Genomic DNA, 23,709 nt, shown 5'->3' with positions numbered 1-23,709 from the left:
CGCTGGCCGGCAACCACGCAGATCCGGACGACGGGCCGCCTTTGCCACGCCGTTCAGCCACCCACTGGCAGCCTCGGCCCATCCCCAGCCGTTGGAGTCCTGCCATGTCCCCCCGTCATCTGTTGTGGCTGGCCCTGTTGCCCGCCGTGTCCTCTTTCGCCGCCGAGACCCCCGAACTGCAGCGCGCTGCGGGCACCCCGCAGGCGGTGGGCGCGGCCCACACCCTGCGCCAGATTCCCGAAGCCTGTGCACGGCTGGAAGGCGTGTTCACGGGCGAGGCCGCGCAGCCGTACAAGTTCGCCGTGGTCCGCACCAGCGAGCAGTGCCAGCCGCGCGCCCGCTTTGTGGACTACGACAAGGCGCAGCCCAGCGAGGCCAAGGGCTGGAAACTCAATGATGTGATCCGTGTGCCGAATGCGGGCTGCCCGGCCCAGCAGGCGGTGGTGCGCGTGTGGCGCATGCCGGTCACCACCACGCCCGAACGCGATGGCCAGGGCCAGTCGCGCATCTACCTGGAAGACGCCAAGAAGCAGGCCGCCGCCGGCAAGATCGCGCAGGTGCCGATGTTCGCCGCGCAGATGAAGGTCGAGGGCAAGGCCTGCAACTGAGCTGACCACGCACCGCTAGTGCCGACCGCTGGCCGGCTTCCTGGACGCTGCCGGGGACACCGCGGTGCCGGCCAGCGGCCGGCACCGACGGATTGCTCATGCTTCGAAGGCAGGCAGCTTCTTCTTCACTGCCACGTTCTTCAGCGTCACGTACTTCGGCAGCCCATCAGGCCCGTAGGGCAACGGGGCTTCCCCCTTGATCAGCGGGGCGAGATAGGCGCGGGCCTTGTCGGTGATGCCGAAGCCATCGCGGCGGATGAAGCCGGCCGGCATCTTCTTCTCGTGGTTGGCCACCTTGTGCAGCGGGGCGGCCTCGATTTTCCAGCGATAGGGTTTATCGCTGGTGCGCACGATCACCGGCATCACCGCGTTCTGGCCCTTCAACGCGAACTGCACCGCCGCCTTGCCCACCGCCTGTGCCTGCTCCCAGTCCGTTTTGGAGGCCAGATGGCGCGCCGAGCGCTGCAGGTAGTCGGGCAGGGTCCAGTGGACCTTGTAGCCCAGTCCATCCTTGACCCGGGCCGCCAGCTGCGAGGCCACGCCGCCGAGCTGGGTATGCCCGAACGAATCGGTGCCACCGCCCGCATCGGCGACGAAACGGCCATCGGCCGTCTGGATGCCCTCGGAGGCCACCACCACGCAGTAACCCACGCGCTCGACCACCTGTTTCACTTTGGCCAGGAACGCGTCCTCGTCGTAGGCGCGCTCGGGCAGCAGGATGATGTGCGGGGCGTCATCGGCGCCCTGGCCGGCCAGGCCCGCGGCCGCCGCAAGCCAGCCGGCATGGCGGCCCATCGCTTCGTACACGAACACCTTGGTCGAGGTCTCGGCCATCGCGGCCACGTCCAGCGCCGCTTCGCGCACCGAGACGGCCGTGTACTTGGCCGCCGAGCCGAAGCCCGGGCAGGTATCGGTCACGGCCAGATCGTTGTCGATGGTCTTGGGCACGCCGATGCAGGTCAGGTCGTAGTCGAAGGCCTTGGCCAGCTGGGAAACCTTCCAGGCGGTATCGGCCGAATCGTTGCCGCCGTTGTAGAGGAACCAGCGCACATCGTGCGCGCGCAGCACCTGGAGCAGCCGCTCGTACCTGCCGCGGTCGGCCTCCAGCGATTTGAGCTTGTAGCGGCACGAGCCGAACGCGCCGCCGGGGGTATGGGCGAGGGCGGCGATCGCGGCAGCGGTTTCCTTCGAGGTGTCGATCAGGTCCTCGCGGAGCGCGCCGAGAATGCCGTTGCGTGCGGCCAAGACCTTGATTCCTTTGGCCCTTGCCGTGCTGATGACCGCCGAGGCCGTGGCATTGATGACGGCGGTGACGCCGCCTGACTGGGCGTAGAGCAGGGTACCGTTGGGCATGGTGCGACCTTGGTCTGGGGGAAGGACATTGCAGAGACATTACCGGTATGGGGTAAAGTGCGCGTATTGCGGTGCAGCGTGATTGTGGACAATCCCGGGGCGCGCGCCCTTCCATTTTCTTACCACGTTGGAGTCAGGTTGATGCGATTGGTTCTGTTGGGACCGCCCGGTTCGGGCAAGGGGACGCAGGCGACGCGCCTGAAGGAACATCTTTCGATTGCGCACATTTCCACCGGCGACCTGCTGCGTGCCGAAGTGGCGGCGGGGACCGAGCTGGGCAAGCAGGCCAAGGCCGTGATGGATGCCGGCAACCTGGTGTCCGATGACATCCTGCTGGGCATGCTCGAGACGCGCCTGGGCCAGGACGATGTGGCCAAGGGCTTCATCCTGGATGGTTACCCGCGCAACGTGGCCCAGGCCAATGCGCTGGACAGCCTGCTGGCCAAGATCGGCCAGCCGCTGGATGCGGTCGTGCAGCTGGACGTGCCGACCGAACTGCTGGTCGAGCGCATCGCCGGCCGCGCCGCCGAGCAGGGCCGTGCCGATGACAACCCCGAATCGGTGCGTCAGCGCCTGCAGGTCTACAACGACCAGACCGCGCCCGTGGTGGATTTCTATGCCGGCCGTGGCACGCTCGCACGCGTTGATGGCGTGGGTGAACTGAACGACGTGGAAGCGCGCATCCGCGCCGCGATCCAGGCCTGATCCGGTCGGTGCCGCTACGGCGGCACCGCACGGGCAGTGCGCTGCCCAGTGCCTGAAACACACACGCCCGGCCCCCGAAGGGACCAGGCGTGTGGTTTGAAGGTGCCAGCGAGCGGGCTTGCTCAGAGCCCCGCAGCATGAGCCCCCCTGGGGATGGCCTCTTGGGGAGTAGGACCAATGGGGTGCTGCGGCTGGCCCATGGAATTGTGTCCGTCTTCACAGTACGGCGCTATCGGGATTTCCCTGACACCGTGATGGACTTCTCTGATACTCGACTAGGAGTTATCTGACGGCGATGTCCATCGACGGTGATGATCGGCGACAATCGCAGGCATGAGCACGATCCACATTCTTGGTATTGCAGGCACTTTCATGGGCGGCGTGGCCGCGCTGGCACGCGAGAAGGGCCATACGGTCCGCGGCAGCGACCAGGCGATCTACCCGCCGATGTCCACCCAGCTCGAACGCCTGGGCATCGCCCTGGATCCGGGCTACCGCGCCGACAGCGTGGCACCGGACTGCGACGAGGTGGTGATCGGCAATGCGCTCTCGCGCGGCAACCCTGCCGTGGAAGCCGTGCTGGATGCAGGCCAGCGCTATATCTCCGGGGCCCAGTGGCTGTCCGAGCAGGTGCTGCCGGGCCGCGACACCCTGGCTGTGGCCGGCACGCACGGCAAGACCACCACCACCACCATCCTGACCTGGCTGCTGCACAGCGCCGGGCGTGAGCCGGGCTTTCTGATCGGCGGCGTGGCGGAGGATTTCGGCGTCTCCGCGCGCATCGGCAGCGGCCGCGAGTTCGTGGTCGAGGCCGACGAGTACGACACCGCGTTCTTCGACAAGCGCAGCAAGTTCGTGCACTACCGGCCGCTGGTGGCGATCCTCAACAACCTCGAATACGACCACGCCGACATCTTCCCGGACGTGGCCGCGATCCAGCGCCAGTTCCATCACCTGATCCGCACCGTGCCCGCGCGCGGGCGCCTGATCGTCAACGGCGAAGATGCCTATCTCGCCGAGGTGCTGGCGATGGGGTGCTGGACGCCGGTGGAGCGCTTCGGTTTCGATCCTGCGCTGGAATGGCACGCCGAGCTGGTGGAGGCCGACGGCAGCGTGTTCGTGGTGCACCATCGCGGCGCGCGCATCGGTGAAGTGCGCTGGTCGCTGCTCGGTCGCCATAACGTGCTCAACGGGCTCGCGGCGCTGGCCGCCGCGCATGCGGTAGGTGTCGAACTGGCCACGGTGATGCCGGCGCTGGCCGCGTTCCGCAGCGTCAAGCGCCGGCTGGAAGTGATCGGCCAGGCGCGCGATGTCACCGTCTACGATGACTTCGCGCATCACCCCACCGCGATCCGCACCACCCTCGAGGGCCTGCGTGCGAGGGTTGGTGAAGCCCGCATCGTGGTGGCGATGGAACCGCGCAGCAATTCCATGCGGCTGGGCGCGCATGCGCAGGCGCTGGCCCCGTCGCTGGACGGTGCCGATGCCGTGGTGTTCCTGCACCGCCCGGAGTTGGCCTGGGATGCGGCCGGCGTGATCGCCGCCGTGCGAGGCGACGCGTATGCCGTGCCGGATACCGATGCGCTGCTGTCGCGCCTGGACGCGATCGCCATGCCCGGCGACCACGTGGTGTTCATGTCCAATGGTGGCTTCGACGGCGCGCCGCGGCGCTTCCTGGCACAGCTGCAGCCGTCCTGAGCGGGCCTGGCCATGACCGACACCGCGTCACTGCCCCTGTTCCCGCTGCACACCGTGCTGCTGCCCGGCGCCGCGCTGGGCCTGCGCGTGTTCGAGCGGCGCTACCTGGACATGCTGCGCGAATGCAGCCGCGCCGGTACCGCGTTCGGTGTCTGCATGATCCTGGACGGTGAGGAAACCGGCGCCCCTGCGGTGCCGGCCGCCTACGGCGTGGAGGCGCGGATCGAGGATTTCGACGTGGGCGCCGATGGCGTGCTGGTGCTGCGCCTGCGTGGCCAGCGTCGCTTCCATGTCGATCGCACGCGCGTGCGCGACAATGGGCTGATCATTGCCGAGGTGACCTGGTGTGCGGCCGACAGCGACGATGAGCTGCAGCCCGAACATGCCCTGATGGCGACCGTGCTTGAGCACATCATCGAACAGGCCGGTGCCGCGTTTGCTCCGGTCAGCCCGGCGCAGATGGAGCAGGCCAGCTGGGTCGGCTGGCGCCTGGCTGAGCTGCTGCCCCTGCAGGATGCGCAGCGCCTGCAGCTGCTGCAGCACGATGACCCGCACCAGCGCCTGCAGGCGTTGCTGGACTGGATGCCGTAACGCGGGGCGAGGCCCCGCTGCACGAACGGCCGGGATGATCCCGGCGCTGCCTCATTCGGCCGCGGGAATGCGCAAGCGCAGCACCGGCATCTGCGTATCCGGATGGGTGTCGACCTGCTGTGGCAGGCCATCCAGTGCCTGGCGCACCGCATTGAGCGAGGGGTCGATGCCACGCATCGGGCGCCACATCCCGATCAGATTGAAGTGCTGCTGGTAGTGCAGGGTCTGCGCACTGCCGAGCCACAACGGCTCATCCACCGGCGCTGACAGACGCGCCGGCGCCGGCCACAGGCGCAATGCGAACATCTCGTTGGGGGCATTGCCGGCCCGCAGCATCAGCAGCGATTCGACCTGCGTGTCCAGGGTGGCTGGCAGGACCGGCACCTTGTCCTTGTCCGATGACTTGTCGAGCATCAACAGCGCCTGCTCCCAGCCGGCCTGCGGCTGTACGCGCCAGCCCTGGCTCTCCAGGCGGCGCTGCAGCGGTGCCAGCGGGCCGGCCACCTGCACATCCAGCGGCCAGCGCTGGTCGTCATCGAATTCATTGCGGCGCGAGGGCAGGTGCTGCCACTCGGTCGTCCACCAGGCCTGGGCATCCAGCGGCGCCGGGCTCGTCTGCGCCGGTTCGAAGCGCGCCAGTTTCACCGGGATGTTGCGCGGGGCGTACCAGAGCGCGGCCACGGCGAAGGTACCGTAGAACAGCCACGCCACCGGCTTGACCCAGAACGAGCGGTTGAAGCGGCGGCGGTACGCAATGCCGAGCACCAGCAGCCAGAACAGGCCGAACAGCATGCCGCCGATCACATCGCTCAGCCAATGGGCGCCGAGGTAGATGCGGGCGAAGCCGATCAGGCTGACGATGATGCCCGACAGCAGGTAGGGCCACACGCGGGTGCGGCCGGGCAGTTCGCGCGCGATCAGCACGGCGAAGAAGCCGAAGGTGATCGTGGCCATCGTTACCGAGACCGACGGGAAGCCGAAGCCGCTGCTCGCATCCGGCGGCCGGACCACATCCACGGTTGCGCCGAGCAGCTTGCACAGGGCCAGGCCGAAGGCCAGCGCGGCCAGCCAGTGACCGGCCGCCATCCAGCGCCGGCGCCAGACCAGGTAGCCCATGCCGGCGGCCGTGGCCGGCAACAGGACCTGCCAGGCGCCCAGCGAGGCCAGCGCGGCCATCGGGTAATCGGCCAGCGGATTGCGCAGCGCCAGCATGGCGTGGTGCACGGCCAGATCGACCCGCAGCGGTTCGCCATGCGCGACCACCGCCATCAACAGGGCGAACCAGCCCCAGCCAAGCAGCAGCAGCATCACCGCCAGCATCGCCAGCGGCACCGATTCACGCCGCTGGGGATCGAACACCGCCACCGAGTAACGGCCCAGCGTTGGATGGCGCTGCGACCAGTTCAACAGCATGGCCAGCCAGCTGTCCATGCGCGAGGCCGACCAGCGGTAGCCGTACAGCACGATCGCCCAGACCAGGCCCATGATCACGCCGAGCAGGCCCAGCACCATCACCAGCCGGCCGGCGACGGCGGCGACCGCGTCATACGCCTCGCCGAGCACCCAGCCGGGGGCCAGGAACAGCACCGCCCAGGACAGGCTGGCGATGCCACTGGCCTGGAAGTAGCGCGAGAGCGGCATCTTCATCATGCCGGCGATGGCCGGCACGAACGGGCGGATCGCGCCGACATAGCGCGCCACCAGGATGCTCTTGAACGCGTTGCGGCGGAACATCGTCTCGCCGCGGTCGAGCAGCTGCGGATACTTGCTGAAGGGCCAGAAGCCGCGCAGGCGATCCCCCCAGCGCCGGCCTACCCAGTAGCTGATGCCGTCGCCGGCAAACGCGCCCAGCGCTGCGCAGGCCACCGCGTACGGCCCGGAGATCTGGCCCAGGCCGATGAACACACCCACGGCGAACAGCAGCGGCAACGCGGGCACGATTGCGCCCAGCACGATGACCGCATCGCAGAAGGCAATGAGGAAAATGACCGCACCGGCAAGCACGGGGTGAGCTGAGATCCACGCAAGCGTGGCATCGATCCATGACGAGTCCATCGGAGGATTATAGGGGGGGCAAAGTGACTGACTGCCGGCCAGCGGCGGGCAATGTGCGGCATCTGCAGTGAATGAACGCGATCAGCCGCCTAGAATGGCGCCATGACACGCCCTGCCGATCCCGCCCCGACCGCCCTCAAAGCCGACAGCTTCGGCCGCATCCTGCTGATGGAGCAGGACGGCCAGCGCTTCGTGCGCCGTGATCTGGAGGCCACCCCGTGGTGGCTGCGCCTGCCGGCATGGTGGCTGGCCCGGCGCGAGGCGCGCGCGCTGGCGCATCTGGATGGGATGCCCGCCACGCCGCGGTTGCTGGGCTGGAACGGGCGCTGGCTGGACCGCAGTTTCATGGCCGGCGATGCGATGTACCAGCGTCCGCCGCATGGCGACGTGGCCTACTTCCGTGCGGCGCGCCGTCTGCTGCAGCAGGTCCATCGCCACGGCATCGCGCACAACGACCTGGCCAAGGAAGCCAACTGGCTGGTGCGCGAAGACGGCTCGCCGGCCCTGATCGATTTCCAGCTGGCGGTGATCGGCAATCCGCGCTCACGCTGGATGCGCCTGCTGGCCCGCGAGGACCTGCGCCACCTGCTCAAGCACAAGCGCATGTACTGCCGGCCGTCGCTGACGCCGGTGGAGAAGCGGCTGCTCAAGCGCACCTCGTGGGTGCGTGACCTCTGGTTCCGCACCGGCAAGCCGGTCTACCGCTTCGTCACCCGCAGGATCCTGCACTGGGAAGACAACGAAGGGCAGGGCCCCAAGCCGTAGCAGGGGCCGATGCCTGGCGCTCAGCGCAGGTCGAGGATCTGCTTGCCGGTGAAGCGGCGTTGCGCGTCGAACTCGTAGGCGACCCGCAGCATGCCCTCGTCCGCGCAGGCATGGCAGGTGCGCAGCGGCGTGCTGTAGATCAGGCGCAGCCCGCCGTTGGGCAGCGCTTCACTGCCGCTGGCCTCGGCGGGGGCGAACGGTGAGGCGTCCGGGTGCGCATCAAGGAAGGGTTTGACCGTTGCATCGGCGCGCGACATCTCCGGCAGGACATCCGCATCCACATCCACGGTATGCCCGGCACTGTCGACCAGCAGCGTGCCTTCATTGGTATTGGCACGGAACGGGTACTCGATGGTGGCAATGCCCACGCCGTCCTGCTCGCGCCATGCGCTGACGTAGCCGGGATTCCCCTGCGCGCCCAGCTGATGGGCCGCGGCGATCGCCTGCGGGCTGGCCTTGGCCGCCTGCATCGCCTTGGACAGGCAATCATCGGCAACCGGCGCCTGGCCACGGCAGGCGTCCACCTCGCCGTCCCAGATCGCCGCTTCGCTGAAGGGGGAGGTGCCGCCGGCCGTACCGGGAACGGTGGCGGCCGCCTGCACAGGGGCGGTGGACGGGTCGCCGGCGGGCTGGCAGGCAGCCATGGCCAGTACCAGCGCCAGCGCGGTCAGGGGAAGGCGGATCGCCGTCATGTCGCTCATTCCATGCAGAACGTGAACGCCCAGTATCGACGCGGCGCATGAATCCGGTGTGTGCGCCGGGGCGGCATAATGCCGGTTCACTGCAATCGCATCGAAGGAATCCGCGCATGGCCAGTCTGCAAGGCAAGACCCTGTTCATCACCGGCGCCTCGCGCGGCATCGGCCTGGCCATCGCACTGCGTGCTGCACGGGACGGGGCCAACATCGCCATCGCGGCCAAGTCCTCGGTGCCCAACCCCAAGCTGCCCGGCACCATTCACAGCGCAGCGGAGGCGGTCACCGCCGCCGGCGGCCAGGGACTGGCGCTGAAGTGCGACATCCGCGAGGAAGACCAGGTGCGTGCGGCCGTCGCCGCCACCGTGGATACCTTCGGTGGCATCGACATCCTGGTCAACAACGCGAGCGCGATCTGGCTACGCGGCACGCTGGACACGCCGATGAAACGTTTCGACCTGATGCAGCAGGTCAACGCACGCGGCAGCTTCCTGTGCGCGCAGGCCTGCCTGCCGCACCTGCTGCAGGCACCCAATCCACACATTCTCACCCTCGCGCCGCCGCCAAGCCTGGACCCGAAGTGGTGGGCGCCGCATACCGGCTACACGCTGGCGAAGATGGGCATGAGCTTCGTCACGCTTGGCCTGGCCGCGGAGTTCGGCCCACAGGGCGTGGCGGTCAATGCGTTGTGGCCGCGTACCGTGATCGCCACTGACGCGATCAACATGATTCCCGGCGTGGACATCGGCGGCTGCCGCACGCCTGCCATCCTTGCCGATGCCGCACACGCAGTGCTGACGCGCGAGGCGGCCGGCTTCAGTGGGCAGTTCCTGCTTGATGACGAGGTGCTGGCGCAGGCCGGCATTACCGATCTGAGTGGCTATGCCGTCGATCCGTCGCGTCCGTTGATGCCCGATCTGTTCCTGGATTGACGCGTGCGCGGTGCGCGTCGCGTGCGCGATGACAAACGCTGCACAGGCCGGGCTGCTATGGTGCGGGCCCCAAATCGTATGGACACATGCATGTCATTCCGCACACGGACCGCACCGCTCGCCGCCGCCATCGCCTTGATCAGCCTGCTCGGCGCCTGCAGCAAGGGCCCGGGCAGCGTTGCCGATACCCAGGGCGTGGAAAAGGTGAACGCCTACATCGCCTGCTTCAACGCCGTTGAACAGCCGATCCACGAAGGCTTCCAGCAGTACATCGGCTGGATGCAGGATCCGGAGGCTGGCCCGACCGGCAATGAGAAGCAGGTGCGTGGGCCGGGCACGGTGCTCTCGCATCGCGTGGAAGCGTGCAATGCGCCGATGGTCGCCGCGCTGGCGATAACGCCGGCCGAGCCCGAGCTGGATCCGGCGGCGAGCGCTTACCAGAAGACGTTCGTCGACCTGTACGCGCTGATCGAGCAGGCCGACCGTTACTACAGCCGCGAGGACTACCTGCGCGATGACCATGCCGGGATGCGCAGCCAGCATGCCCCGCTGATGAAGGCCTACATGGCCTTCTTCGACGCAGGCACCGCGCTGGATGCCGCGCTGGAAAAGCGCGAAGACGAACGGCGTGCGGAACAGCTCAAGGAGATTGAAGCTTCCGAAGGCCGCTCGATGGCGTACTACCAGATCAAGATTCTCGGTGATGGCAAGCAGCTCACGCAGCTGCTCAACAGCGAGACGCCCGATCTGGCGGTGGCACGCACCCAGCTCGCGGCGTTCCAGGCGCTGCTGCAGCAGGCGCAGGATGACAAGATCGGCAAGGGCGATGCGATGTGGGGCCACGTGGAGCGCGCCGCCGATGCACTGGCCCGCGATGCCGGCCGCCGCATCGAGCGCGTCGAGTCAAAGAAGCCGTATACCCGCAGCGAGCAGATGCTGATGGAGAGCGGTGGGCGGATCAGCAACCCGCAGGGCTCGGCCGAAGCCTTGCTGGTCAGTTACAACGACCTGGTCGACATGAGCAACCGCCTGGCGCGGACCAGCGGCGCGCGTTGAGTGATCGCGCGGCGGGCTGCGAGGCGGCCCGCCGCACGCATCAGACGTTGAAGACCGGTGGCAGTTTTTCGCCGCAATGGCGGCAATGCACGGCGTCCGGTTCGTGGCCTTCCAGCCCGCAATGCGGGCAGCCGCGCGCATCACGGCGCGCGGCATGCTCGGCATCGCGCATGGTGTTGGCCAGTTCGGCGGTGTAGATGCCGGTCGGCACGGCGATGATGCTGTAGCCGATCAGGATCAGCACCGAGGTGACGAAGCGGCCGAGCACGGTCTGCGGCACGATGTCGCCGAAGCCCACCGTGGCCATGGTCACCACCGCCCAGTACATGCTGCTGGGGATGCTGGTGAAGCCGTGGTTGGGGCCTTCGATCACGTACATCATCGTGCCGGCGATGATGGTGATGGTGATCACCGTGAACAGGAACAGCAGCACCTTGCGGCGGCTGCGCCACAGCGATTCCATCAGCACGCCGCTTTCTTCGATGTAGCGGGTCAGCTTGAGGATCCGGAACACCCGCAGGATGCGCAGCGCGCGCACCACCAGCAGGCTCTGCGCGCCGGGGATGAACAGCGACAGGTAGGTGGGCAGGATCGAGGCCAGATCGATGATGCCCCAGATGCTGAATGCGTAGCGCAGTGGGCGTTTGACCACCACCAGCCGCAGCAGGTACTCGGCGGTGAATACGATCGTGAAGCCCCATTCCAGCACGTACAGCCAGTCGGCGTAGGCCGCATGGAAGCGCTGCACGCTGTCGAACATGACCACCACCACGCTGGCGATGATCGCGTAGACCAGCAGCAGGTCGAAATTGCGCGAGGGCCGGGTGTCGTGGCGGTAGATGATGTCGAACCACTGGCGGCGCCAGCCGGTCTCGGTGGCGGGGTTGAGCTGGGGGGCGGTGAACGGTCGCATGGGCCGCATTGTGCCCCACCGGCCCAAAGCGCGAGAATGGGATCTTTCCTGAGCCCCTGACTGCCATGACCGCCGCTGCCACCGATCCGCTGTTGTCCCTGTCGCATTACTACCTGCCGGTCTACAAACCGCGCCAGGTGGTGCTCGAGCGCGGCCAGGGCGCGCGCGTCTGGGACAACCAGGGCCGCGAGTTCATCGATCTGGCCGCCGGCATCGCCGTGTGCGGCCTGGGCCACAACGATCCGGACCTGAAGGCGGCGCTGATCGAGCAGGCCGGCAAGCTCTGGCACACCAGCAACGTGTTCTACAGCGAGCCGCCGCTGCGCCTGGCCGAGGAGCTGGTCACCGCCTCGCGCTTCGCCGAGCGCGTGTTCCTGTGCAACTCCGGCGCCGAAGCCAATGAGGTGGCGATCAAGCTGGTCCGCAAGTGGGCCTCTTCGCTGGGCCGCCCGGCGCACCAGCGCGTGATCGTGACCTTCCGCGGCAGCTTCCACGGCCGCACGCTGGCCGCGGTCACCGCCACCGCCCAGCCGAAGTACCAGGAAGGCTACGAGCCGCTGCCCGGTGGCTTCCGCTATGTCGACTTCAACGACGAGGTCCAGCTGGAAACCGCGATGGCCGCCGGCGATGTGGCCGCGGTGATGCTCGAGCCGATCCAGGGCGAGGGTGGCGTGATGCCGGCCAAGCCGGGCTTCCTGCAGCGCGTGCGCGAGCTGTGCGACCAGCACAACGCGCTGGTGGTGCTCGATGAGATCCAGGCGGGCATGGGCCGTACCGGCACGTTGTTCGCGCATTGGCAGGACAACATCAAGCCGGACATCGTCACCCTGGCCAAGGCGCTGGGCGGCGGCTTCCCGATCGGCGCGATGCTGGCCGGCCCGAAGGTGGCCGAGGTGATGCAGTTCGGTGCCCACGGCACCACCTTCGGCGGCAACCCGCTGGCCGCGGCCGTCGCGCGCGTGGCGCTGCGCAAGCTGTCCTCGCCGGAGATCGCACACAACGTCAGCCGTCAGTCGCAGGCGCTGCGCGATGGGCTGGGCAGGATCAACGACGAGTTCAAGGTGTTCAGCCAGGTCCGCGGCCGCGGCCTGATGCTGGGCGCGGTGCTGGACAAGGATTTTGCCGGCCAGGCCGGTCCCATCCTCGACCACGCCGCCGAACACGGCCTGCTGACCCTGCAGGCCGGCCCGGCCGTGCTGCGTTTCGTGCCGTCGCTGAACATCACCGATGAAGAAATCGCCGAAGGCCTCAAGCGCCTGCGCGCGGCGGTGCAATCCTTCATCGCCTCGCGATAACCAACAGCGGTAGAGCCGACCGTTGGTCGGCCCTACGTCAGGCCGTACCGCTTCAACACCTTGCCGATGCTGCGACTGTCGGTGGCGGTTTCCGCCCGCAATCCTGCCTGACGCGCACCGCGCACGTTGGTGAACAGGTCATCGACGAACAACGTGCGCCCGGCGCGTGCGCCCAACAGCGCCATCGCCTGCACGAATACGGCCGGGTCCGGCTTGCGAGCGCCCAGCGCGCCGCTGCACAGGATGCGCCCGCGCAGCGCAGCGGCCAGGGTGGGCAGGATGCGCGGGATGGTGTCCACCATCAGCGCGCCGTTGTTGGTCAGGATCGCGATCGGCATGCGGCGTGCAACCTGTTCGATGCGTTCGATGACCCCGGCCTGTGGCATGGACGCGGCGATGCGGGCGTCCTGCCACTGCGTGATGCTCACCGTGCCGCCCAATGCCGCGCCCAACTGTTGCAGGTACAGCGTGCTGTCCAGGCCGGCGTCATGCTGCTGCTCCAGGCCGCTGTCGAACAGGGCGGCGTGCACCTGTGCGACGCTGCAGCCGGTGCTGGCGGCCAGGTGACGCACGCGCAAATGCCGCGCATGGCGCACCAGCACGCCATCGAAATCCAGCAGCAGCTCCTCCACGGCATCGGTCATCGCGCACTCTTGTCCGGGTCCAACGCTGACCGTACCGCAGTCGGGGCGCTTGCTGCGACATCGCGTCGCAGGCCGGGCGTGGGCACGGACTCTAGAATCGCGTGGACTGTTCGATGGAGATCGCCGTGAAACTGCTTGCCCCCGTGTTGCTTGCCGGCCTGATGCTGGCCCCGGCCGCCCATGCGCGCGTCTGCGCGATCGCCATCGACAGCACCGACCAGATGAGCTTCAGCCAGAAGGAGATCAAGGTTGCGGCGGACTGCACCCAGGTGAAGCTGACCCTGCGCCACACCGGCAAGCTTGCCGCGACCGCGATGGGCCACAACTGGGTGCTGACCCGCACCGCGGATTACCAGCCGGTGGCGATGGCCGGCATGCGCACGACCCTGGCCGACAGCTACCTGCCCAAGGGCGATGCGCGTGTGCTGGCGCATACCCCGGTGATCGGGGGCGGGCAGACCACCAGCGTCACCTTCTCGACCGCGAAGCTGGCCAAGGGCGGCGACTACACGTTCTTCTGCTCGTTCCCGGGGCACTTCGCGATGATGAAAGGCCGTTTTCTGTTCGGCTGAGCGCCGATGCCGGCCGGTGGACGGCGTGACGACCAACGGTCGTCACCTACCGCCTCCCATCAGCCTTTGACGAGCTTGAAGGCTTCGCGCGCGGCCTCGATGGTCGCATCGATGATGCTGTCGTCGTGGGCGCTGGACAGGAAGCCGGCCTCGTAGGCCGAGGGGGCCAGGAACACACCGCGCTCCAGCATCGCGTGGAAGAAGGTGTTGAACGCGGTGATGTCGCACGCCGTCGCCTGGGCGTAGGTTTCCACCTTCTGGTCGGTGAAGAACAGGCCGAACATGGCGCCGACCTGGGTGGTCGTCACCGCCACGCCGGCCTCGGCCGCCGCGGCTTCCAGCCCGGCGCAGAGGCGCGCAGCGGTGGCACTCAGGCGATCATGGAAGCCCGGTTCCTGCACCAGTTCCAGCATCGCCAGGCCCGCGGCCATCGCCACCGGATTGCCGCTGAGCGTGCCCGCCTGGTAGATCGGGCCAGCCGGGGAAATCTGCGACATCAGCTCGCGGCGGCCGCCATAGGCACCCACCGGCATGCCGCCGCCGATGATCTTGCCGAAGGTGGTCAGGTCCGGAGTGACGCCGTAATGCGCCTGCGCGCCGCCGAGGGCCACGCGGAAGCCGGTCATCACTTCATCGAAGATCAGCACCGTGCCGTACTGCGTGCACAGCGCGCGCAGGTGCTGCAGGTAGCCCTCGCGCGGCGGGATGCAGTTGGCGTTGCCGACCACCGGCTCGATGATCAGGCCGGCGATGTGCTCGCCCTGTTCGGCGAACAGCGCGGTGGCGGCCTCGAAATCGTTGTAGGGCAGGGTCAGGGTGAGTTCGCTCAGGCCAGCCGGGACACCCGGCGAGGTCGGCACGCCCAGGGTCAGCATGCCGCTGCCGGCCTTGACCAGGAACGAATCGCCGTGGCCGTGATAGCAGCCTTCGAACTTGACGATGCGGGTGCGGCCGGTGGCGCCGCGCGCCAGCCGGATCGCCGACAGCGTGGCCTCGGTACCGGAGTTGACCATGCGCACCATCTCGCAGGACGGCACCAGCCGGGTCAGCGTTTCGGCCATGGTCACTTCCGCTTCGCACGGCGCACCGAAGGACAGGCCGTTGCCGATCGCCTGCTTGACCGCCTGGCGCACCGCGGTGTGGTTGTGGCCGACGATCATCGGGCCCCAGGAGCCGACGTAATCGATGTAGCGGTTGCCGTCCACGTCGTACAGGTACGCGCCGTCGGCACGCTGCACGAAGAACGGCTCGCCGCCGACCGACTTGAACGCGCGCACGGGCGAGTTGACGCCGCCCGGCAGCAGTTTCTGGGCGCGGGTGAACAGGGCGTGGGACTGGTCGTGGTTCATGGGGTGTCCTGGGTCTTACGGAAACTGGGCGAGGAAGGCGCGCTGGGTGGCAACCGGGTCGGGGACGGCGAAAATGCCGCTGACCACGGCCACCAGGTCGGCGCCGGCCGCGATGATGGGACCCACATTGTCCGGGCTGAGCCCGCCGATCGCCACCCGCGGCACGCCCAGTGCGGCGCTTTGCCGCAGCAGGTCCGGCGTGGCACGGCTGGCGGTGACCTTGGTGGTGGTGGGGAAGAACGCGCCGAAGGCCACATAACTGGCCCCTTCGGCCACGGCACGCGCGGCATTGGCCAGCTGGTCGTAGCAGGACGCGCCGATGATGGCGTCGGGGCCCAGCAGGGCGCGCGCCGCGCCGATGTCGCCGTCGGTGCCGCCCAGGTGCACGCCAGCGGCGCCCACGGCATGGGCCAGCGCCGGGTCGTCATTGATGATCAATGGCACGCCGTGCGGCGCGCACAGCGCCTGCAGCGCGGTCGCCTGCTCCAGGCGCAGGGCGGCATCGGCGGTCTTGTTGCGGTACTGCAGCCAGGTGGCGCCGGCCGCCAACAGCGGCGCGGTGCGCGCCAGCAATCGTGCGGTATCGGGTTCGTCGGGGGTGATGAGGTAGACGCCGCGGGGCGGCGTGGGGGCTGAAGCGTGATTCATCAATGGCTACCGGTAGCGCAACGGGAGTGGGACAATGAGCGCTGTCAGCTCTTGTCCTGCCGTGATTATCCGATGACCGACGCTACCGCCACCACCTTCCGCACCTGGATGTGCGTTGTCTGCGGCTTCCTGTACCGGGAAGAAGACGGGTTGCCGGAAGAGGGCATCGCCCCGGGCACGCGCTGGGAAGACATTCCCGATACCTGGACGTGCCCGGATTGCGGCGTGACCAAGGACGATTTCGAGATGGTCGAAGTCGACTGAGGCCGGGCCGGCGCCGTGTCATGGCGCCTTTAATGCAGGCGCGGCACCGCGCCACCCAGGCTGACCAGCTTCTCGCGCACGTACTGGGCGTCGCTGGCCTTGGCATTGCGCTTGAGGTACAGCCCCAGGTCGTTGCGCGCGCCCGCCTCGTAGTCCAGCTGCAGGTAGGCCATGCCGCGGTCGCGCAGGGCATCGTCCTGTTCCGGAGCGAGCTTCAGCAGGCGGTCGGCACTGCGCGCGGCACGGTCCCATTCACCGCGTTCCACATAGACGCCATGCAGGTTGCGCAGCATCCGCATCAGGATCGCGCGCGCCGGGGCCGGGTCCAGAATCTGTGCCAGCACATCGTCGTCGGGCACTTCACCGCCCAGGTGCGAGCGGGCGCGTTCGCGCAGTTCTTCCACGCCAAGCGGGCGGCCGCCGTTGAACGGGTCCATCACCAGCACGCCGTCGTTGAGCGGCAGGCGCACCAGGAAATGGCCGGGGAAGGACACCCCGTCCAGCGGGATGCCGAGCCGGCGCGAGACTTCCATCTGCACCAGCGCCAGTGAAATCGGGTTGCCCAGGCGGCGCTCGAAGACCTGGTTCAGATAGCTGTTGCGCGGGTCGTAGTATTCGCCATGGTCGCCGCTGTAGCCCAGCTCGTCGAACAGATGGCGGTTGACCGCGGCGATCTTCAGCGGCCACATGTCGATCGTGGCGATCTCGGTGCGCAGGTGGTCGGCGTGGCTCTGCAGGACCGCGTCGTAGACGGCAGGGTCCAGGTCCGGGTATTCGTCCCGGGCGATCAGCAGCGCGGTCGGCAACAAAGGCAGCGCCTCGTCATCCAGCTCGGCCAGCGATTCCCACGTCGGCAATGTGATCTGCCCCTGCATGGGACAAGACTGGCGACAAACGCGCCGCGATTCAAGGGCGCGGCGCGTTTATCGGGTCCCTTTTATTTACCGTCGGCGATGCCGGGGCCGAACTTCAGTTCGGTACCGTCCTTGAGCTTCATCTTTTCGGCCTGCCCGGCATTGAGTTCCAGCACGTAACGGGCCGGCTCGCTGCTGGGGTAGGGCGGGCAACGGTCACCGGCCGAGCACGGTGGCACGTCACGCTGCTGGCTGACCAGGCGGCGCTGTGCATCGAAGTACAGGATGTCCAGGGCGATCTTGGTGTTCTTCATCCAGTACGCCTGCAGCTCTTCGCGTTCATGGATGAACAGCATGCCGTGGTCCTCCGGCATCTGGTCGCGGAACATCAGCCCGCGGGCGCGGGTGTCGTCATTGGTGGCCAGTTCAACGTGGTAGCGGTTGCCGTCCAGCTCCACCCAGTGACGGGCGTTGGTGCTGGCACAGCCGGCCAGGGTGAGCAGCAGAAGCAGGGGCAGCAGGCGCGACAGGGACATGGGATTGCCTCGTTGGGGGCAGCCGGCGCGGGCGCCGGCCACGGGGGTCAGATCACGACCGGCGGCTCGCCGCCGATGATCACCACATCGGCCGGGCGGCGCGCGAACAGGCCGACGCTGACCACGCCGGGCAGCTGGTTGAGCTCGCGCTCCAGCTTGACCGGATCGGTGATCTCCAGGTGGTGGATGTCCAGGATCACGTTGCCGTTGTCGGTGACCACGCCCTCACGCCAGGCCGGCTGGCCGCCGGTCATGTCCAGGATGCGGCGGGCGACCAGGCTGCGTGCCATCGGGATCACCTCCACCGGCAGCGGGAACCTGCCCAGCACCTTGACCTGCTTGCTCGGGTCGATGATGCACACGAAGCGCTCGCTGGCCTCGGCGATGATCTTCTCGCGCGTCAGCGCGGCGCCGCCGCCCTTGATCAGGTTCTTGTTTCCGTCGCATTCGTCGGCACCGTCCACGTACAGCGAGAGGTTGCCGGTGTGGTTGAGCTCGAGCACCTCGATGCCGTGCTGCTTCAGGCGCGCGGTGCTCTGGTCCGAGCTGGAGACGGCGCCCTTGATGCGGTGCTGGATCCTGGCCAGGGCGTCGATGAAGTAGGCAACGGTGGAGCCGGTACCGACGCCGACGATCATGCCGTCTTCGACGTATTCGATGGCTTTTTCAGCGGCCAGGCGTTTGGCTTCGGACATGGCGGGCAACTCTTGGAGGAAAGGGAATCAGTGCTTTTCCAGCGACAGCAGCAGCTTCCACTGCGCGGCGGTCACCGGGAGGATGGAGAGGCGGTTGCCGCGCGCGGTCAGCGGGAACCCTTCGCCCAGCGCATCGGCGTGCAGCTTGATCTCGTCCAGCGAAATGGTGTCGCGCAGCTTGCGCTCGAACGCCACGTCCACCAGCATCCAGCGCGGTTCTTCGCGGGTCGCCTTGGGGTCGTAGTAATCGGATCCGGGGTCGAACTGGGTGTCGTCCGGGTAGGCCTCGCTGGCTACCGTGGCCAGCCCGACAATGCCCGGCACCTTGGTGTTGGAGTGGTAGAACATCACCCCGTCGCCGACCTTCATGCCATCGCGCATGAAATTGCGCGCCTGGTAGTTGCGGACGCCGTTCCAGGGCTCGCGGCCCACGCGCTGCAGATCATCGATGGAAAAGGCGTCCGGTTCGGACTTCATCAGCCAGTAGCGCTTGCGTGCGGTCATGCGGAGTCTTTGATTACGGTCGGTGCCGACCGTTGGTCGGTACGCAGACAAGGGTGGAGACGTCGGTGCAGATCGCATCCACCGCGACGTCCCACGGTTGTACCGGCAGGTCATCGACCTGCTGGACCGAGAAGCCGACCCCGACCAGCCACGGCGGCGCCGGGCGCTGGTGGCGGAATGCGAAGCTGCGATCATACCAGCCGCCTCCCATCCCCAGCCGGCGGCCCTGCGCGTCGAAACCGACCAGCGGCGCGACGACCAGCGCCATCTGTTCCGGCGCGAGGGTGTCGTCCAGCGAAAGGTCGGGTTCGGGAATGCCGAAGCGGTTGGCGGTCAGCGCCTGCCCCGGGCGCCATGGCGCGAAGCGCAGCGTCTGCTCGTGCAGCACCGGCAGGCAGTAGGTCAGGCCGGCGGGCAACTGCATCTGCCAGCGGTGCAGTGCGATCTCGCCATCCATCGCCCAGTACCCGGCAACATGCCCCTGGGCAGGCGCGAACGGCAGGGCGAGCAGGGCATCGGCCAACTGCTCGGCGGCGGCCAGGCGCACGGCGGCGGGGAGATCGCGGCGGCGTTGGCGCAGCTGCTGGCGCAGTGCGGAGCGCGGGTCGGTCATGCCTGGGTCCGGAGCGTGCGGGGGAAGCGGATAAAACAAGAGCGACGTCCCAGGGGAACGCCGCTCTTGCTGGAATATTGCATTCTCCGCCGTGACGATGCATGCGAAACGACCTTGAACCCGGGGTTCAAGTGGGTACGCTGGGGTTCCATCGGGCTTCCCGCTACAAGGCGGACTTGCACTCCCGGCGCCGTCGCGCACCCGTGGTCGTAATTAAGGGACAAGGCGAATGTTTGCACACGCCGTCGTTCACAGCAGAGAACGCGACGAGGATTATAGCCTTCCTGGGCAATTCGACCAGTCCGTTCGTCGGTCGAATTGCACATCAATTCAGATCGATGAAGACCACGCGATGCAGGTGTGCAATCGAATGGCGTGGAACCACGCCCGTGGATCACCCGGCGCTGTCGAACGCCCGATCCAGGCGGCGGTTGAGATCGCTCAGCGTCTGCTGCAGCGCGATCGCCTGGCGGGCGTGCTCATCGCGCAGCTGCTGCAGCTCGTGGGCCAGGTTCAGCGCGGCCAGCACCGCGACGCGGTCCACCGCGGCCATCCTGTTGCTGCCCCGGATCTCGCGCATCTTGGCGTCCAGCAGCCGGGCGGCGGCGGTCAGGCTCTCCCGTTCCTCCGCGCCCACGCCCACCGTGTATTCACGGTCCAGGATGCGGACACTGACCGGTTCGGTCTGGCTCATGTGTGCTGCTCCAGGGATTTGAGGCGGGTGATCATCGCTTCGACCCGGGAGCGGGCCTGCTCGTTCTTGGCCAGCAGCTGGGAGCGCTCGGCCACCAGTTGTTCCTGCTGATGGCGCAGGCTGCGGTTCTCGTCGGCCAGGCGCTGGTTGCGCTCAAGCAACGCCTCCACGCGGGCAGCGAAGGCCTGCAACTGGGCGATGGCGTCGGCGGGTTCCATGACCGGCACGATAGGCAAGGGCGGACGGGGCGGTCAAGCGAATAATGACGGGGCCTGGGGGCGGTCGCCCCCAGGGTGCCGGGGCCGGCCGCGGGGACGGCCATCGCAACCCGGCGGACACGGGTGGATTGGTACACTGTGGCGCTCACAAACCGTAGCCCCAAGATGACCGAACTCCCGAGTGTCGACGACGTAAACCAGGCCAGCCAGGCCCTGGGCCTGGGCGCCAGCGCCGCTGAACTGCACGGTGGCCTGTGCGGCTGGCTGTCTGCCGGCGGTGCGCCGGTGCGTGAATGGCCCGCCCGCGTGCTGGCCGATGACAACCTGCCGACCCCGGCCGAGGGCGATGCCTTGGCACGCCTGCTCGATGCCAGCGTGGCGCAGCTGGAAGACCGCGATTTCGCGTTCGAACTGCTGCTCAGCGATGCCAGCGATACCGCCACCCAGGCCGATGCCCTGTTCACCTGGGCGCGTGCGTTCCTGGGCGGGTTCGGGCTGGGCTCCGGGCAGAACCGCCCGGCGTTGTCCGAAGAGGGTGACGAGGCGCTGACCGATCTGGCCAAACTGGCGCAGGCCTCCAGCGAAGACTTCGAAAGCGGCAACGACGATGACGAAGACGCGCTGGCCGAGATCGAGGAGTTCATCCGCGTGGCGGTGTTGCTCCTGCACGGCGACTGCGTCATGGCGGCGCGCCATCGGCAGCGCCTGAACTGAGATGGATATCCGGCAGCTGACCGGCATCTCCGCCGCCGAATACACGCGTCGCCGCCAGCAGTTGATGGAGATGGCCGGCGACGACGCGATCCTGGTGCTGCCGGCCGCCGCCGAGCGGGTGCGCAGCCTGGATACGCATTACCCGTTCCGGCAGGACTCCGATTTCTGGTACCTGAGCGGCTTCCCGGAACCGGAGGCCGTGCTGGTGCTGATCCCGGGCCGTCGCCATGGCGAGGTGATCCTGTTCTGCCGCGAGCGCGACGCCGACCGTGAAGCCTGGGATGGCGCGCGCGCCGGCCAGGAAGGGGCGGTCTCACACTACGGCATGGACGATGCGTACCCGATCGACGATCTGGACGACATCCTGCCCGGCCTGCTGGAAGGGCGCTCGCGGGTGTACTACCACTTCGGCCGCGATGCCGAGTTCGATCTCAAGCTGATCGGCTGGGTCAACCGCGTGCGTTCGCAGGTGCGGCATGGCGCGCAGCCGCCGCATGAATTCCTGGAACTGGGCCACCTGCTGCACGAACAGCGGCTGTTCAAATCCACGGCGGAAATCGCCGTGATGCAGCGCGCTGCCGATATCAGCGTGCAGGCGCATCGCGCCGCGATGCACGCGGCGCGGCCGGGCATCCACGAGTACGAGCTGCAGGCCGACCTGGAGCGGGTGTTCCGCGCCAATGATGCGTGTGCGGCGTACAGCAGCATCGTCGGTGCCGGTGCCAACGGCTGCATCCTGCATTACCGCGACAACAACGCGCGCGCGCAGGACGGCGAGCTGGTCCTGATCGATGCCGGTGCCGAGTACCGCGGGTACGCCAGCGACATCACCCGTACCTTCCCGGTCAACGGCCGTTTCAGTGCCGAGCAGCGCGCGCTGCATGACCTGGTCGGCGCCGCGCAGGCCGCGGCACTGGCGCAGGCGCGCCCGGGCAATGCCTATGAGGCCGGTCATCTGGCTGCGGTGGAAACCCTGACCGAGGGGCTGCTGCGGCTGGGCCTGCTCAAGGGCACGCTGGAAGAAAACATCGCCGAAGCGCATTACCAGCGTTTCTATCGGCACAAGACCGGGCACTGGCTCGGCCTGGACGTGCACGACGTCGGCGATTACCGGTTGGCGGGCGATTCGCGGATGTTGGAGCCGGGCATGGTGTTCACCATCGAGCCGGGGCTGTATGTCTCACCGGACGACCGCAGCGTGGAAGCGCGCTGGCGCGGTATCGGCATTCGTACCGAAGATGATGTGCTGATCACCGAGGACGGCCATCAGGTGCTCACCGCTGCGTTGGCGCGCAGTGCCGATGAGATTGAAGACGAAATGGCCAAGCGCTGATCCGCTTCAGGGGCCGGCACTACCGCGATGTCGCGCAGGTGCCGACCGTGGGTCGGCACCTGCATGTCGGATCAGCTGGCGGCCGCGAACACCGGGCGGGTCAGGTTGTCGGCATCGCCTTCGGTGCACAGCACTTCATCCTCGATGCGCACGCCGCCGTACGGGCGGAAGAAGTCCACGCGGTCCCAGTTGATGCTGGCCCCGTGGCCGGCCTGCTTCACTTCGTCCAGCAGCATGTCGATGAAATACACGCCCGGTTCGATGGTGACCACCATGCCCGGCTCCAGCGCGCGGGTCATGCGCAGGTACGGGTGACCCTGCGGGCGCTCGATTCGGCCACCGCGGTCGCTGGCCGCGAAACCCGCCACGTCGTGCACCTGCAGGCCGATCAGATGGCCCAGGCCGTGCGGGAAGAAGGCCGCGCTCACGCCGGTGGCCAACGCTGCTTCCGGCGAGACGTTGAGCACCCCGAAGTCCTTGAGGATGCCCATCAGCGACAGGTGCGCATCGATGTGCAGCTGCTTGTAATCCACCCCGGCGCGTACGCCCGCGCCCATCGTCTGCTGGGCCGCGTCCACCGCGTCGATGAGGGCCTGGAATTCGTCGTGGCCGCTGGCCGCATAGGTGCGGGTGATGTCACTGGCGTACCCGTAGGCACTGGCGCCGGCGTCGATCAGGAAGCTGCGCAGCGGGGTCGGCGCGCTGCGGCCCAGGTCGGTGTAGTGCAGCACTGCGGCATGCTCGTTGAGGCCGATGATGTTGCCGTACGGCAGCTCATTGGCATCCTGGCCGACCGCCCGGCAGTAGGCCATGTGGATCTCGAATTCGCTGGCGCCGGCGCGGAAGGCCGCCTCGGCGGCACGATGACCGCGCACGCCCAACCGCTGCGCTTCGCGCATCAAGGCGATTTCATAGGGGGTCTTGTAGCCGCGCTGCCAGTCCAGGTAATCGATGACCGGCGCCGGGTTGTTCGGCACGAACGCGCCCAGCGCGCTCTGCGGCTCGCCGAGAATCGCGCAGCGGGCCGCGTCCTTGGGCAGCAGTGCCAGCGCATCGTCGGGTTTGCGGATGATCTCGATATCGACATGCTCGACCCACCAGCCGTTCGGCGCATCCGGCACTACGTGCCAGTAGTCGAACGGCTGGTAGAAGATCACTTTCGGGCGCTGGCCCGGGGTGTACACCAGCCAGCTGTTGGGCAGCTTGGTCAGCGGCAGCCACGCCTTGAAGTTCGGATTCACCGCGTACGGGTAGTCGCGATCATCGAAGGCCTGGTAATGCTGGGTGCCGCTGGGAATCACCAGATGATCGAAGCCGCCACGCGCGAGCGCTTCGTCGGCGCGCTGGCGCATGACGCTGGCGTGGTGGGAATACAGGGCGCCGAGGTCTGGCTGGTTCATGGCAT

27 protein-coding genes and 1 other RNA gene are annotated in these 23,709 nt (G+C 67.8%); 12 read left to right on the top strand and 16 right to left on the bottom strand.

The window, feature by feature from the left end:
- Window positions 1-104: 104 nt before the first annotated feature.
- Window positions 105-608, top strand: coding sequence for a hypothetical protein (locus OC373_RS05905; protein WP_070425853.1), 504 nt, complete (start codon window positions 105-107; stop codon window positions 606-608).
- Between the two features lie 96 nt (window positions 609-704).
- Here OC373_RS05905 and OC373_RS05900 read toward each other — a convergent pair whose 3' ends face one another.
- Window positions 705-1,961, bottom strand: a complete 1,257-nt coding sequence (locus OC373_RS05900) for a 6-phosphofructokinase (protein ID WP_261997254.1) — start codon at window positions 1,959-1,961, stop codon at window positions 705-707.
- Window positions 1,962-2,102: 141 nt separating this feature from the next.
- On the opposite strand from OC373_RS05900, the gene OC373_RS05895 reads away from it, so the two are divergent.
- The 3 genes from OC373_RS05895 (at window position 2,103) to OC373_RS05885 (ending at window position 4,955) form a co-directional block, all read left to right on the top strand.
- A complete protein-coding gene (locus tag OC373_RS05895; protein ID WP_261997253.1) occupies window positions 2,103-2,666 on the top strand; it encodes an adenylate kinase in 564 nt (187 codons plus the stop codon).
- Window positions 2,667-2,999: 333 nt separating this feature from the next.
- A complete protein-coding gene (mpl, locus tag OC373_RS05890) occupies window positions 3,000-4,364 on the top strand; it encodes a UDP-N-acetylmuramate:L-alanyl-gamma-D-glutamyl-meso-diaminopimelate ligase (RefSeq protein ID WP_261997252.1) in 1,365 nt (454 codons plus the stop codon).
- A 12-nt stretch (window positions 4,365-4,376) separates the two neighbouring features.
- Window positions 4,377-4,955, top strand: a complete 579-nt coding sequence (locus OC373_RS05885; protein ID WP_261997251.1) for an LON peptidase substrate-binding domain-containing protein — start codon at window positions 4,377-4,379, stop codon at window positions 4,953-4,955.
- A 51-nt stretch (window positions 4,956-5,006) separates the two neighbouring features.
- Here OC373_RS05885 and OC373_RS05880 read toward each other — a convergent pair whose 3' ends face one another.
- Entirely contained in the window at window positions 5,007-7,010 is a 2,004-nt protein-coding gene (locus OC373_RS05880; protein ID WP_261997250.1) for a bifunctional DedA family/phosphatase PAP2 family protein, read from the bottom strand.
- Between the two features lie 102 nt (window positions 7,011-7,112).
- On the opposite strand from OC373_RS05880, the gene OC373_RS05875 reads away from it, so the two are divergent.
- Window positions 7,113-7,775 (top strand): phosphotransferase, encoded by a 663-nt coding sequence (locus OC373_RS05875; protein ID WP_070425849.1) that lies wholly within the window; start codon window positions 7,113-7,115, stop codon window positions 7,773-7,775.
- Window positions 7,776-7,795: 20 nt separating this feature from the next.
- On the opposite strand, the gene OC373_RS05870 is transcribed toward OC373_RS05875, so the two are convergent.
- The gene (locus OC373_RS05870; protein WP_070425848.1) at window positions 7,796-8,467 is read right to left on the bottom strand and encodes a hypothetical protein; all 672 of its coding nucleotides are present in this window, start codon (window positions 8,465-8,467) and stop codon (window positions 7,796-7,798) included.
- Between the two features lie 116 nt (window positions 8,468-8,583).
- Between OC373_RS05870 and OC373_RS05865 the strand changes: the two genes are divergently transcribed.
- Both OC373_RS05865 and OC373_RS05860 read left to right on the top strand, forming a co-directional pair.
- Window positions 8,584-9,402 (top strand): NAD(P)-dependent oxidoreductase, encoded by an 819-nt coding sequence (locus tag OC373_RS05865; protein ID WP_070425847.1) that lies wholly within the window; start codon window positions 8,584-8,586, stop codon window positions 9,400-9,402.
- A gap of 90 nt (window positions 9,403-9,492) precedes the next feature.
- A complete protein-coding gene (locus OC373_RS05860; RefSeq protein ID WP_261997249.1) occupies window positions 9,493-10,458 on the top strand; it encodes a YiiG family protein in 966 nt (321 codons plus the stop codon).
- A gap of 40 nt (window positions 10,459-10,498) precedes the next feature.
- Here OC373_RS05860 and OC373_RS05855 read toward each other — a convergent pair whose 3' ends face one another.
- Entirely contained in the window at window positions 10,499-11,371 is an 873-nt protein-coding gene (locus tag OC373_RS05855; protein ID WP_019183844.1) for an ion transporter, read from the bottom strand.
- Window positions 11,372-11,436: 65 nt separating this feature from the next.
- On the opposite strand from OC373_RS05855, the gene OC373_RS05850 reads away from it, so the two are divergent.
- Window positions 11,437-12,666, top strand: coding sequence for an acetylornithine transaminase (locus OC373_RS05850; RefSeq protein WP_261997248.1), 1,230 nt, complete (start codon window positions 11,437-11,439; stop codon window positions 12,664-12,666).
- 32 nt (window positions 12,667-12,698) lie between these two features.
- On the opposite strand, the gene OC373_RS05845 is transcribed toward OC373_RS05850, so the two are convergent.
- Window positions 12,699-13,310: an HAD-IA family hydrolase gene (locus OC373_RS05845; protein ID WP_261997247.1), complete on the bottom strand. Its 612-nt coding sequence runs from the start codon at window positions 13,308-13,310 to the stop codon at window positions 12,699-12,701.
- A 113-nt stretch (window positions 13,311-13,423) separates the two neighbouring features.
- Here OC373_RS05845 and azu point away from each other — a divergent pair, with 113 nt between their 5' ends.
- Window positions 13,424-13,882, top strand: a complete 459-nt coding sequence (gene azu, locus OC373_RS05840; RefSeq protein ID WP_070425842.1) for an azurin — start codon at window positions 13,424-13,426, stop codon at window positions 13,880-13,882.
- A 59-nt stretch (window positions 13,883-13,941) separates the two neighbouring features.
- On the opposite strand, the gene hemL is transcribed toward azu, so the two are convergent.
- Entirely contained in the window at window positions 13,942-15,231 is a 1,290-nt protein-coding gene (hemL, locus tag OC373_RS05835) for a glutamate-1-semialdehyde 2,1-aminomutase (RefSeq protein ID WP_261997246.1), read from the bottom strand.
- 15 nt (window positions 15,232-15,246) lie between these two features.
- Window positions 15,247-15,879, bottom strand: coding sequence for a thiamine phosphate synthase (gene thiE / locus OC373_RS05830; protein WP_261997245.1), 633 nt, complete (start codon window positions 15,877-15,879; stop codon window positions 15,247-15,249).
- A gap of 72 nt (window positions 15,880-15,951) precedes the next feature.
- On the opposite strand from thiE, the gene OC373_RS05825 reads away from it, so the two are divergent.
- Complete coding sequence (locus OC373_RS05825; RefSeq protein ID WP_037553342.1) at window positions 15,952-16,143, top strand: rubredoxin; 192 nt, start codon at window positions 15,952-15,954, stop codon at window positions 16,141-16,143.
- 29 nt (window positions 16,144-16,172) lie between these two features.
- Here the strand turns inward: OC373_RS05825 and OC373_RS05820 are convergent, their stop codons facing one another.
- From OC373_RS05820 to OC373_RS05785, 8 genes are all read right to left on the bottom strand, one after another.
- Window positions 16,173-17,018 carry a tetratricopeptide repeat protein gene (locus OC373_RS05820; protein ID WP_019183851.1) on the bottom strand — a complete coding sequence of 282 codons (846 nt, stop codon included), beginning with the start codon at window positions 17,016-17,018 and terminating at the stop codon, window positions 16,173-16,175.
- A gap of 62 nt (window positions 17,019-17,080) precedes the next feature.
- A complete protein-coding gene (locus OC373_RS05815) occupies window positions 17,081-17,533 on the bottom strand; it encodes a DUF192 domain-containing protein (RefSeq protein ID WP_070425839.1) in 453 nt (150 codons plus the stop codon).
- Window positions 17,534-17,580: 47 nt separating this feature from the next.
- Window positions 17,581-18,228, bottom strand: a complete 648-nt coding sequence (gene rpiA, locus OC373_RS05810) for a ribose-5-phosphate isomerase RpiA (protein ID WP_261997244.1) — start codon at window positions 18,226-18,228, stop codon at window positions 17,581-17,583.
- Window positions 18,229-18,255: 27 nt separating this feature from the next.
- Window positions 18,256-18,732, bottom strand: a complete 477-nt coding sequence (locus OC373_RS05805) for an EVE domain-containing protein (protein WP_261997243.1) — start codon at window positions 18,730-18,732, stop codon at window positions 18,256-18,258.
- A gap of 13 nt (window positions 18,733-18,745) precedes the next feature.
- Window positions 18,746-19,345 carry a 5-formyltetrahydrofolate cyclo-ligase gene (locus OC373_RS05800; RefSeq protein WP_070425836.1) on the bottom strand — a complete coding sequence of 200 codons (600 nt, stop codon included), beginning with the start codon at window positions 19,343-19,345 and terminating at the stop codon, window positions 18,746-18,748.
- A gap of 79 nt (window positions 19,346-19,424) precedes the next feature.
- Window positions 19,425-19,609, bottom strand: a non-coding RNA gene (gene ssrS, locus OC373_RS05795) — 6S RNA.
- A gap of 130 nt (window positions 19,610-19,739) precedes the next feature.
- On the bottom strand, window positions 19,740-20,039 hold the full coding sequence (locus OC373_RS05790; RefSeq protein ID WP_019183856.1) for a cell division protein ZapA: 300 nt from the start codon (window positions 20,037-20,039) through the stop codon (window positions 19,740-19,742).
- Entirely contained in the window at window positions 20,036-20,257 is a 222-nt protein-coding gene (locus OC373_RS05785) for a TIGR02449 family protein (protein ID WP_019183857.1), read from the bottom strand. Before OC373_RS05785 ends, OC373_RS05790 begins: the two co-directional genes overlap by 4 nt.
- 165 nt (window positions 20,258-20,422) lie before the next feature.
- On the opposite strand from OC373_RS05785, the gene OC373_RS05780 reads away from it, so the two are divergent.
- Together OC373_RS05780 and OC373_RS05775 are read left to right on the top strand one after the other, a co-directional pair.
- Window positions 20,423-20,971 (top strand): UPF0149 family protein, encoded by a 549-nt coding sequence (locus OC373_RS05780; protein WP_019183858.1) that lies wholly within the window; start codon window positions 20,423-20,425, stop codon window positions 20,969-20,971.
- Window positions 20,972-20,978: 7 nt separating this feature from the next.
- Window positions 20,979-22,304 carry an aminopeptidase P N-terminal domain-containing protein gene (locus OC373_RS05775; protein WP_261997337.1) on the top strand — a complete coding sequence of 442 codons (1,326 nt, stop codon included), beginning with the start codon at window positions 20,979-20,981 and terminating at the stop codon, window positions 22,302-22,304.
- A 71-nt stretch (window positions 22,305-22,375) separates the two neighbouring features.
- On the opposite strand, the gene pepQ is transcribed toward OC373_RS05775, so the two are convergent.
- Window positions 22,376-23,704, bottom strand: coding sequence for a Xaa-Pro dipeptidase (gene pepQ, locus OC373_RS05770; RefSeq protein ID WP_261997242.1), 1,329 nt, complete (start codon window positions 23,702-23,704; stop codon window positions 22,376-22,378).
- Window positions 23,705-23,709: the final 5 nt, after the last annotated feature.

The sequence above is a fragment of the Stenotrophomonas sp. Ste96 genome (assembly GCF_024519495.1).
In the GTDB taxonomy this organism is placed as follows: domain Bacteria; phylum Pseudomonadota; class Gammaproteobacteria; order Xanthomonadales; family Xanthomonadaceae; genus Stenotrophomonas; species Stenotrophomonas bentonitica_A.
This window is presented reverse-complemented; position numbering and strand designations above follow the sequence as displayed.

What these genes read in the sequence shown, in the direction of transcription:
- OC373_RS05905 (WP_070425853.1), top strand. Translation starts at nt 105, where the DNA reads ATGTCCCCCCGTCATCTGTTGTGGCTGGCCCTGTTGCCCGCCGTGTCC.
- OC373_RS05900 (WP_261997254.1), bottom strand. Translation starts at nt 1,961, where the DNA reads ATGCCCAACGGTACCCTGCTCTACGCCCAGTCAGGCGGCGTCACCGCC.
- OC373_RS05895 (WP_261997253.1), top strand. Translation starts at nt 2,103, where the DNA reads ATGCGATTGGTTCTGTTGGGACCGCCCGGTTCGGGCAAGGGGACGCAG.
- mpl (WP_261997252.1), top strand. Translation starts at nt 3,000, where the DNA reads ATGAGCACGATCCACATTCTTGGTATTGCAGGCACTTTCATGGGCGGC.
- OC373_RS05885 (WP_261997251.1), top strand. Translation starts at nt 4,377, where the DNA reads ATGACCGACACCGCGTCACTGCCCCTGTTCCCGCTGCACACCGTGCTG.
- OC373_RS05880 (WP_261997250.1), bottom strand. Translation starts at nt 7,010, where the DNA reads ATGGACTCGTCATGGATCGATGCCACGCTTGCGTGGATCTCAGCTCAC.
- OC373_RS05875 (WP_070425849.1), top strand. Translation starts at nt 7,113, where the DNA reads ATGACACGCCCTGCCGATCCCGCCCCGACCGCCCTCAAAGCCGACAGC.
- OC373_RS05870 (WP_070425848.1), bottom strand. Translation starts at nt 8,467, where the DNA reads ATGACGGCGATCCGCCTTCCCCTGACCGCGCTGGCGCTGGTACTGGCC.
- OC373_RS05865 (WP_070425847.1), top strand. Translation starts at nt 8,584, where the DNA reads ATGGCCAGTCTGCAAGGCAAGACCCTGTTCATCACCGGCGCCTCGCGC.
- OC373_RS05860 (WP_261997249.1), top strand. Translation starts at nt 9,493, where the DNA reads ATGTCATTCCGCACACGGACCGCACCGCTCGCCGCCGCCATCGCCTTG.
- OC373_RS05855 (WP_019183844.1), bottom strand. Translation starts at nt 11,371, where the DNA reads ATGCGACCGTTCACCGCCCCCCAGCTCAACCCCGCCACCGAGACCGGC.
- OC373_RS05850 (WP_261997248.1), top strand. Translation starts at nt 11,437, where the DNA reads ATGACCGCCGCTGCCACCGATCCGCTGTTGTCCCTGTCGCATTACTAC.
- OC373_RS05845 (WP_261997247.1), bottom strand. Translation starts at nt 13,310, where the DNA reads ATGACCGATGCCGTGGAGGAGCTGCTGCTGGATTTCGATGGCGTGCTG.
- azu (WP_070425842.1), top strand. Translation starts at nt 13,424, where the DNA reads ATGGAGATCGCCGTGAAACTGCTTGCCCCCGTGTTGCTTGCCGGCCTG.
- hemL (WP_261997246.1), bottom strand. Translation starts at nt 15,231, where the DNA reads ATGAACCACGACCAGTCCCACGCCCTGTTCACCCGCGCCCAGAAACTG.
- thiE (WP_261997245.1), bottom strand. Translation starts at nt 15,879, where the DNA reads ATGAATCACGCTTCAGCCCCCACGCCGCCCCGCGGCGTCTACCTCATC.
- OC373_RS05825 (WP_037553342.1), top strand. Translation starts at nt 15,952, where the DNA reads ATGACCGACGCTACCGCCACCACCTTCCGCACCTGGATGTGCGTTGTC.
- OC373_RS05820 (WP_019183851.1), bottom strand. Translation starts at nt 17,018, where the DNA reads ATGCAGGGGCAGATCACATTGCCGACGTGGGAATCGCTGGCCGAGCTG.
- OC373_RS05815 (WP_070425839.1), bottom strand. Translation starts at nt 17,533, where the DNA reads ATGTCCCTGTCGCGCCTGCTGCCCCTGCTTCTGCTGCTCACCCTGGCC.
- rpiA (WP_261997244.1), bottom strand. Translation starts at nt 18,228, where the DNA reads ATGTCCGAAGCCAAACGCCTGGCCGCTGAAAAAGCCATCGAATACGTC.
- OC373_RS05805 (WP_261997243.1), bottom strand. Translation starts at nt 18,732, where the DNA reads ATGACCGCACGCAAGCGCTACTGGCTGATGAAGTCCGAACCGGACGCC.
- OC373_RS05800 (WP_070425836.1), bottom strand. Translation starts at nt 19,345, where the DNA reads ATGACCGACCCGCGCTCCGCACTGCGCCAGCAGCTGCGCCAACGCCGC.
- OC373_RS05790 (WP_019183856.1), bottom strand. Translation starts at nt 20,039, where the DNA reads ATGAGCCAGACCGAACCGGTCAGTGTCCGCATCCTGGACCGTGAATAC.
- OC373_RS05785 (WP_019183857.1), bottom strand. Translation starts at nt 20,257, where the DNA reads ATGGAACCCGCCGACGCCATCGCCCAGTTGCAGGCCTTCGCTGCCCGC.
- OC373_RS05780 (WP_019183858.1), top strand. Translation starts at nt 20,423, where the DNA reads ATGACCGAACTCCCGAGTGTCGACGACGTAAACCAGGCCAGCCAGGCC.
- pepQ (WP_261997242.1), bottom strand. Translation starts at nt 23,704, where the DNA reads ATGAACCAGCCAGACCTCGGCGCCCTGTATTCCCACCACGCCAGCGTC.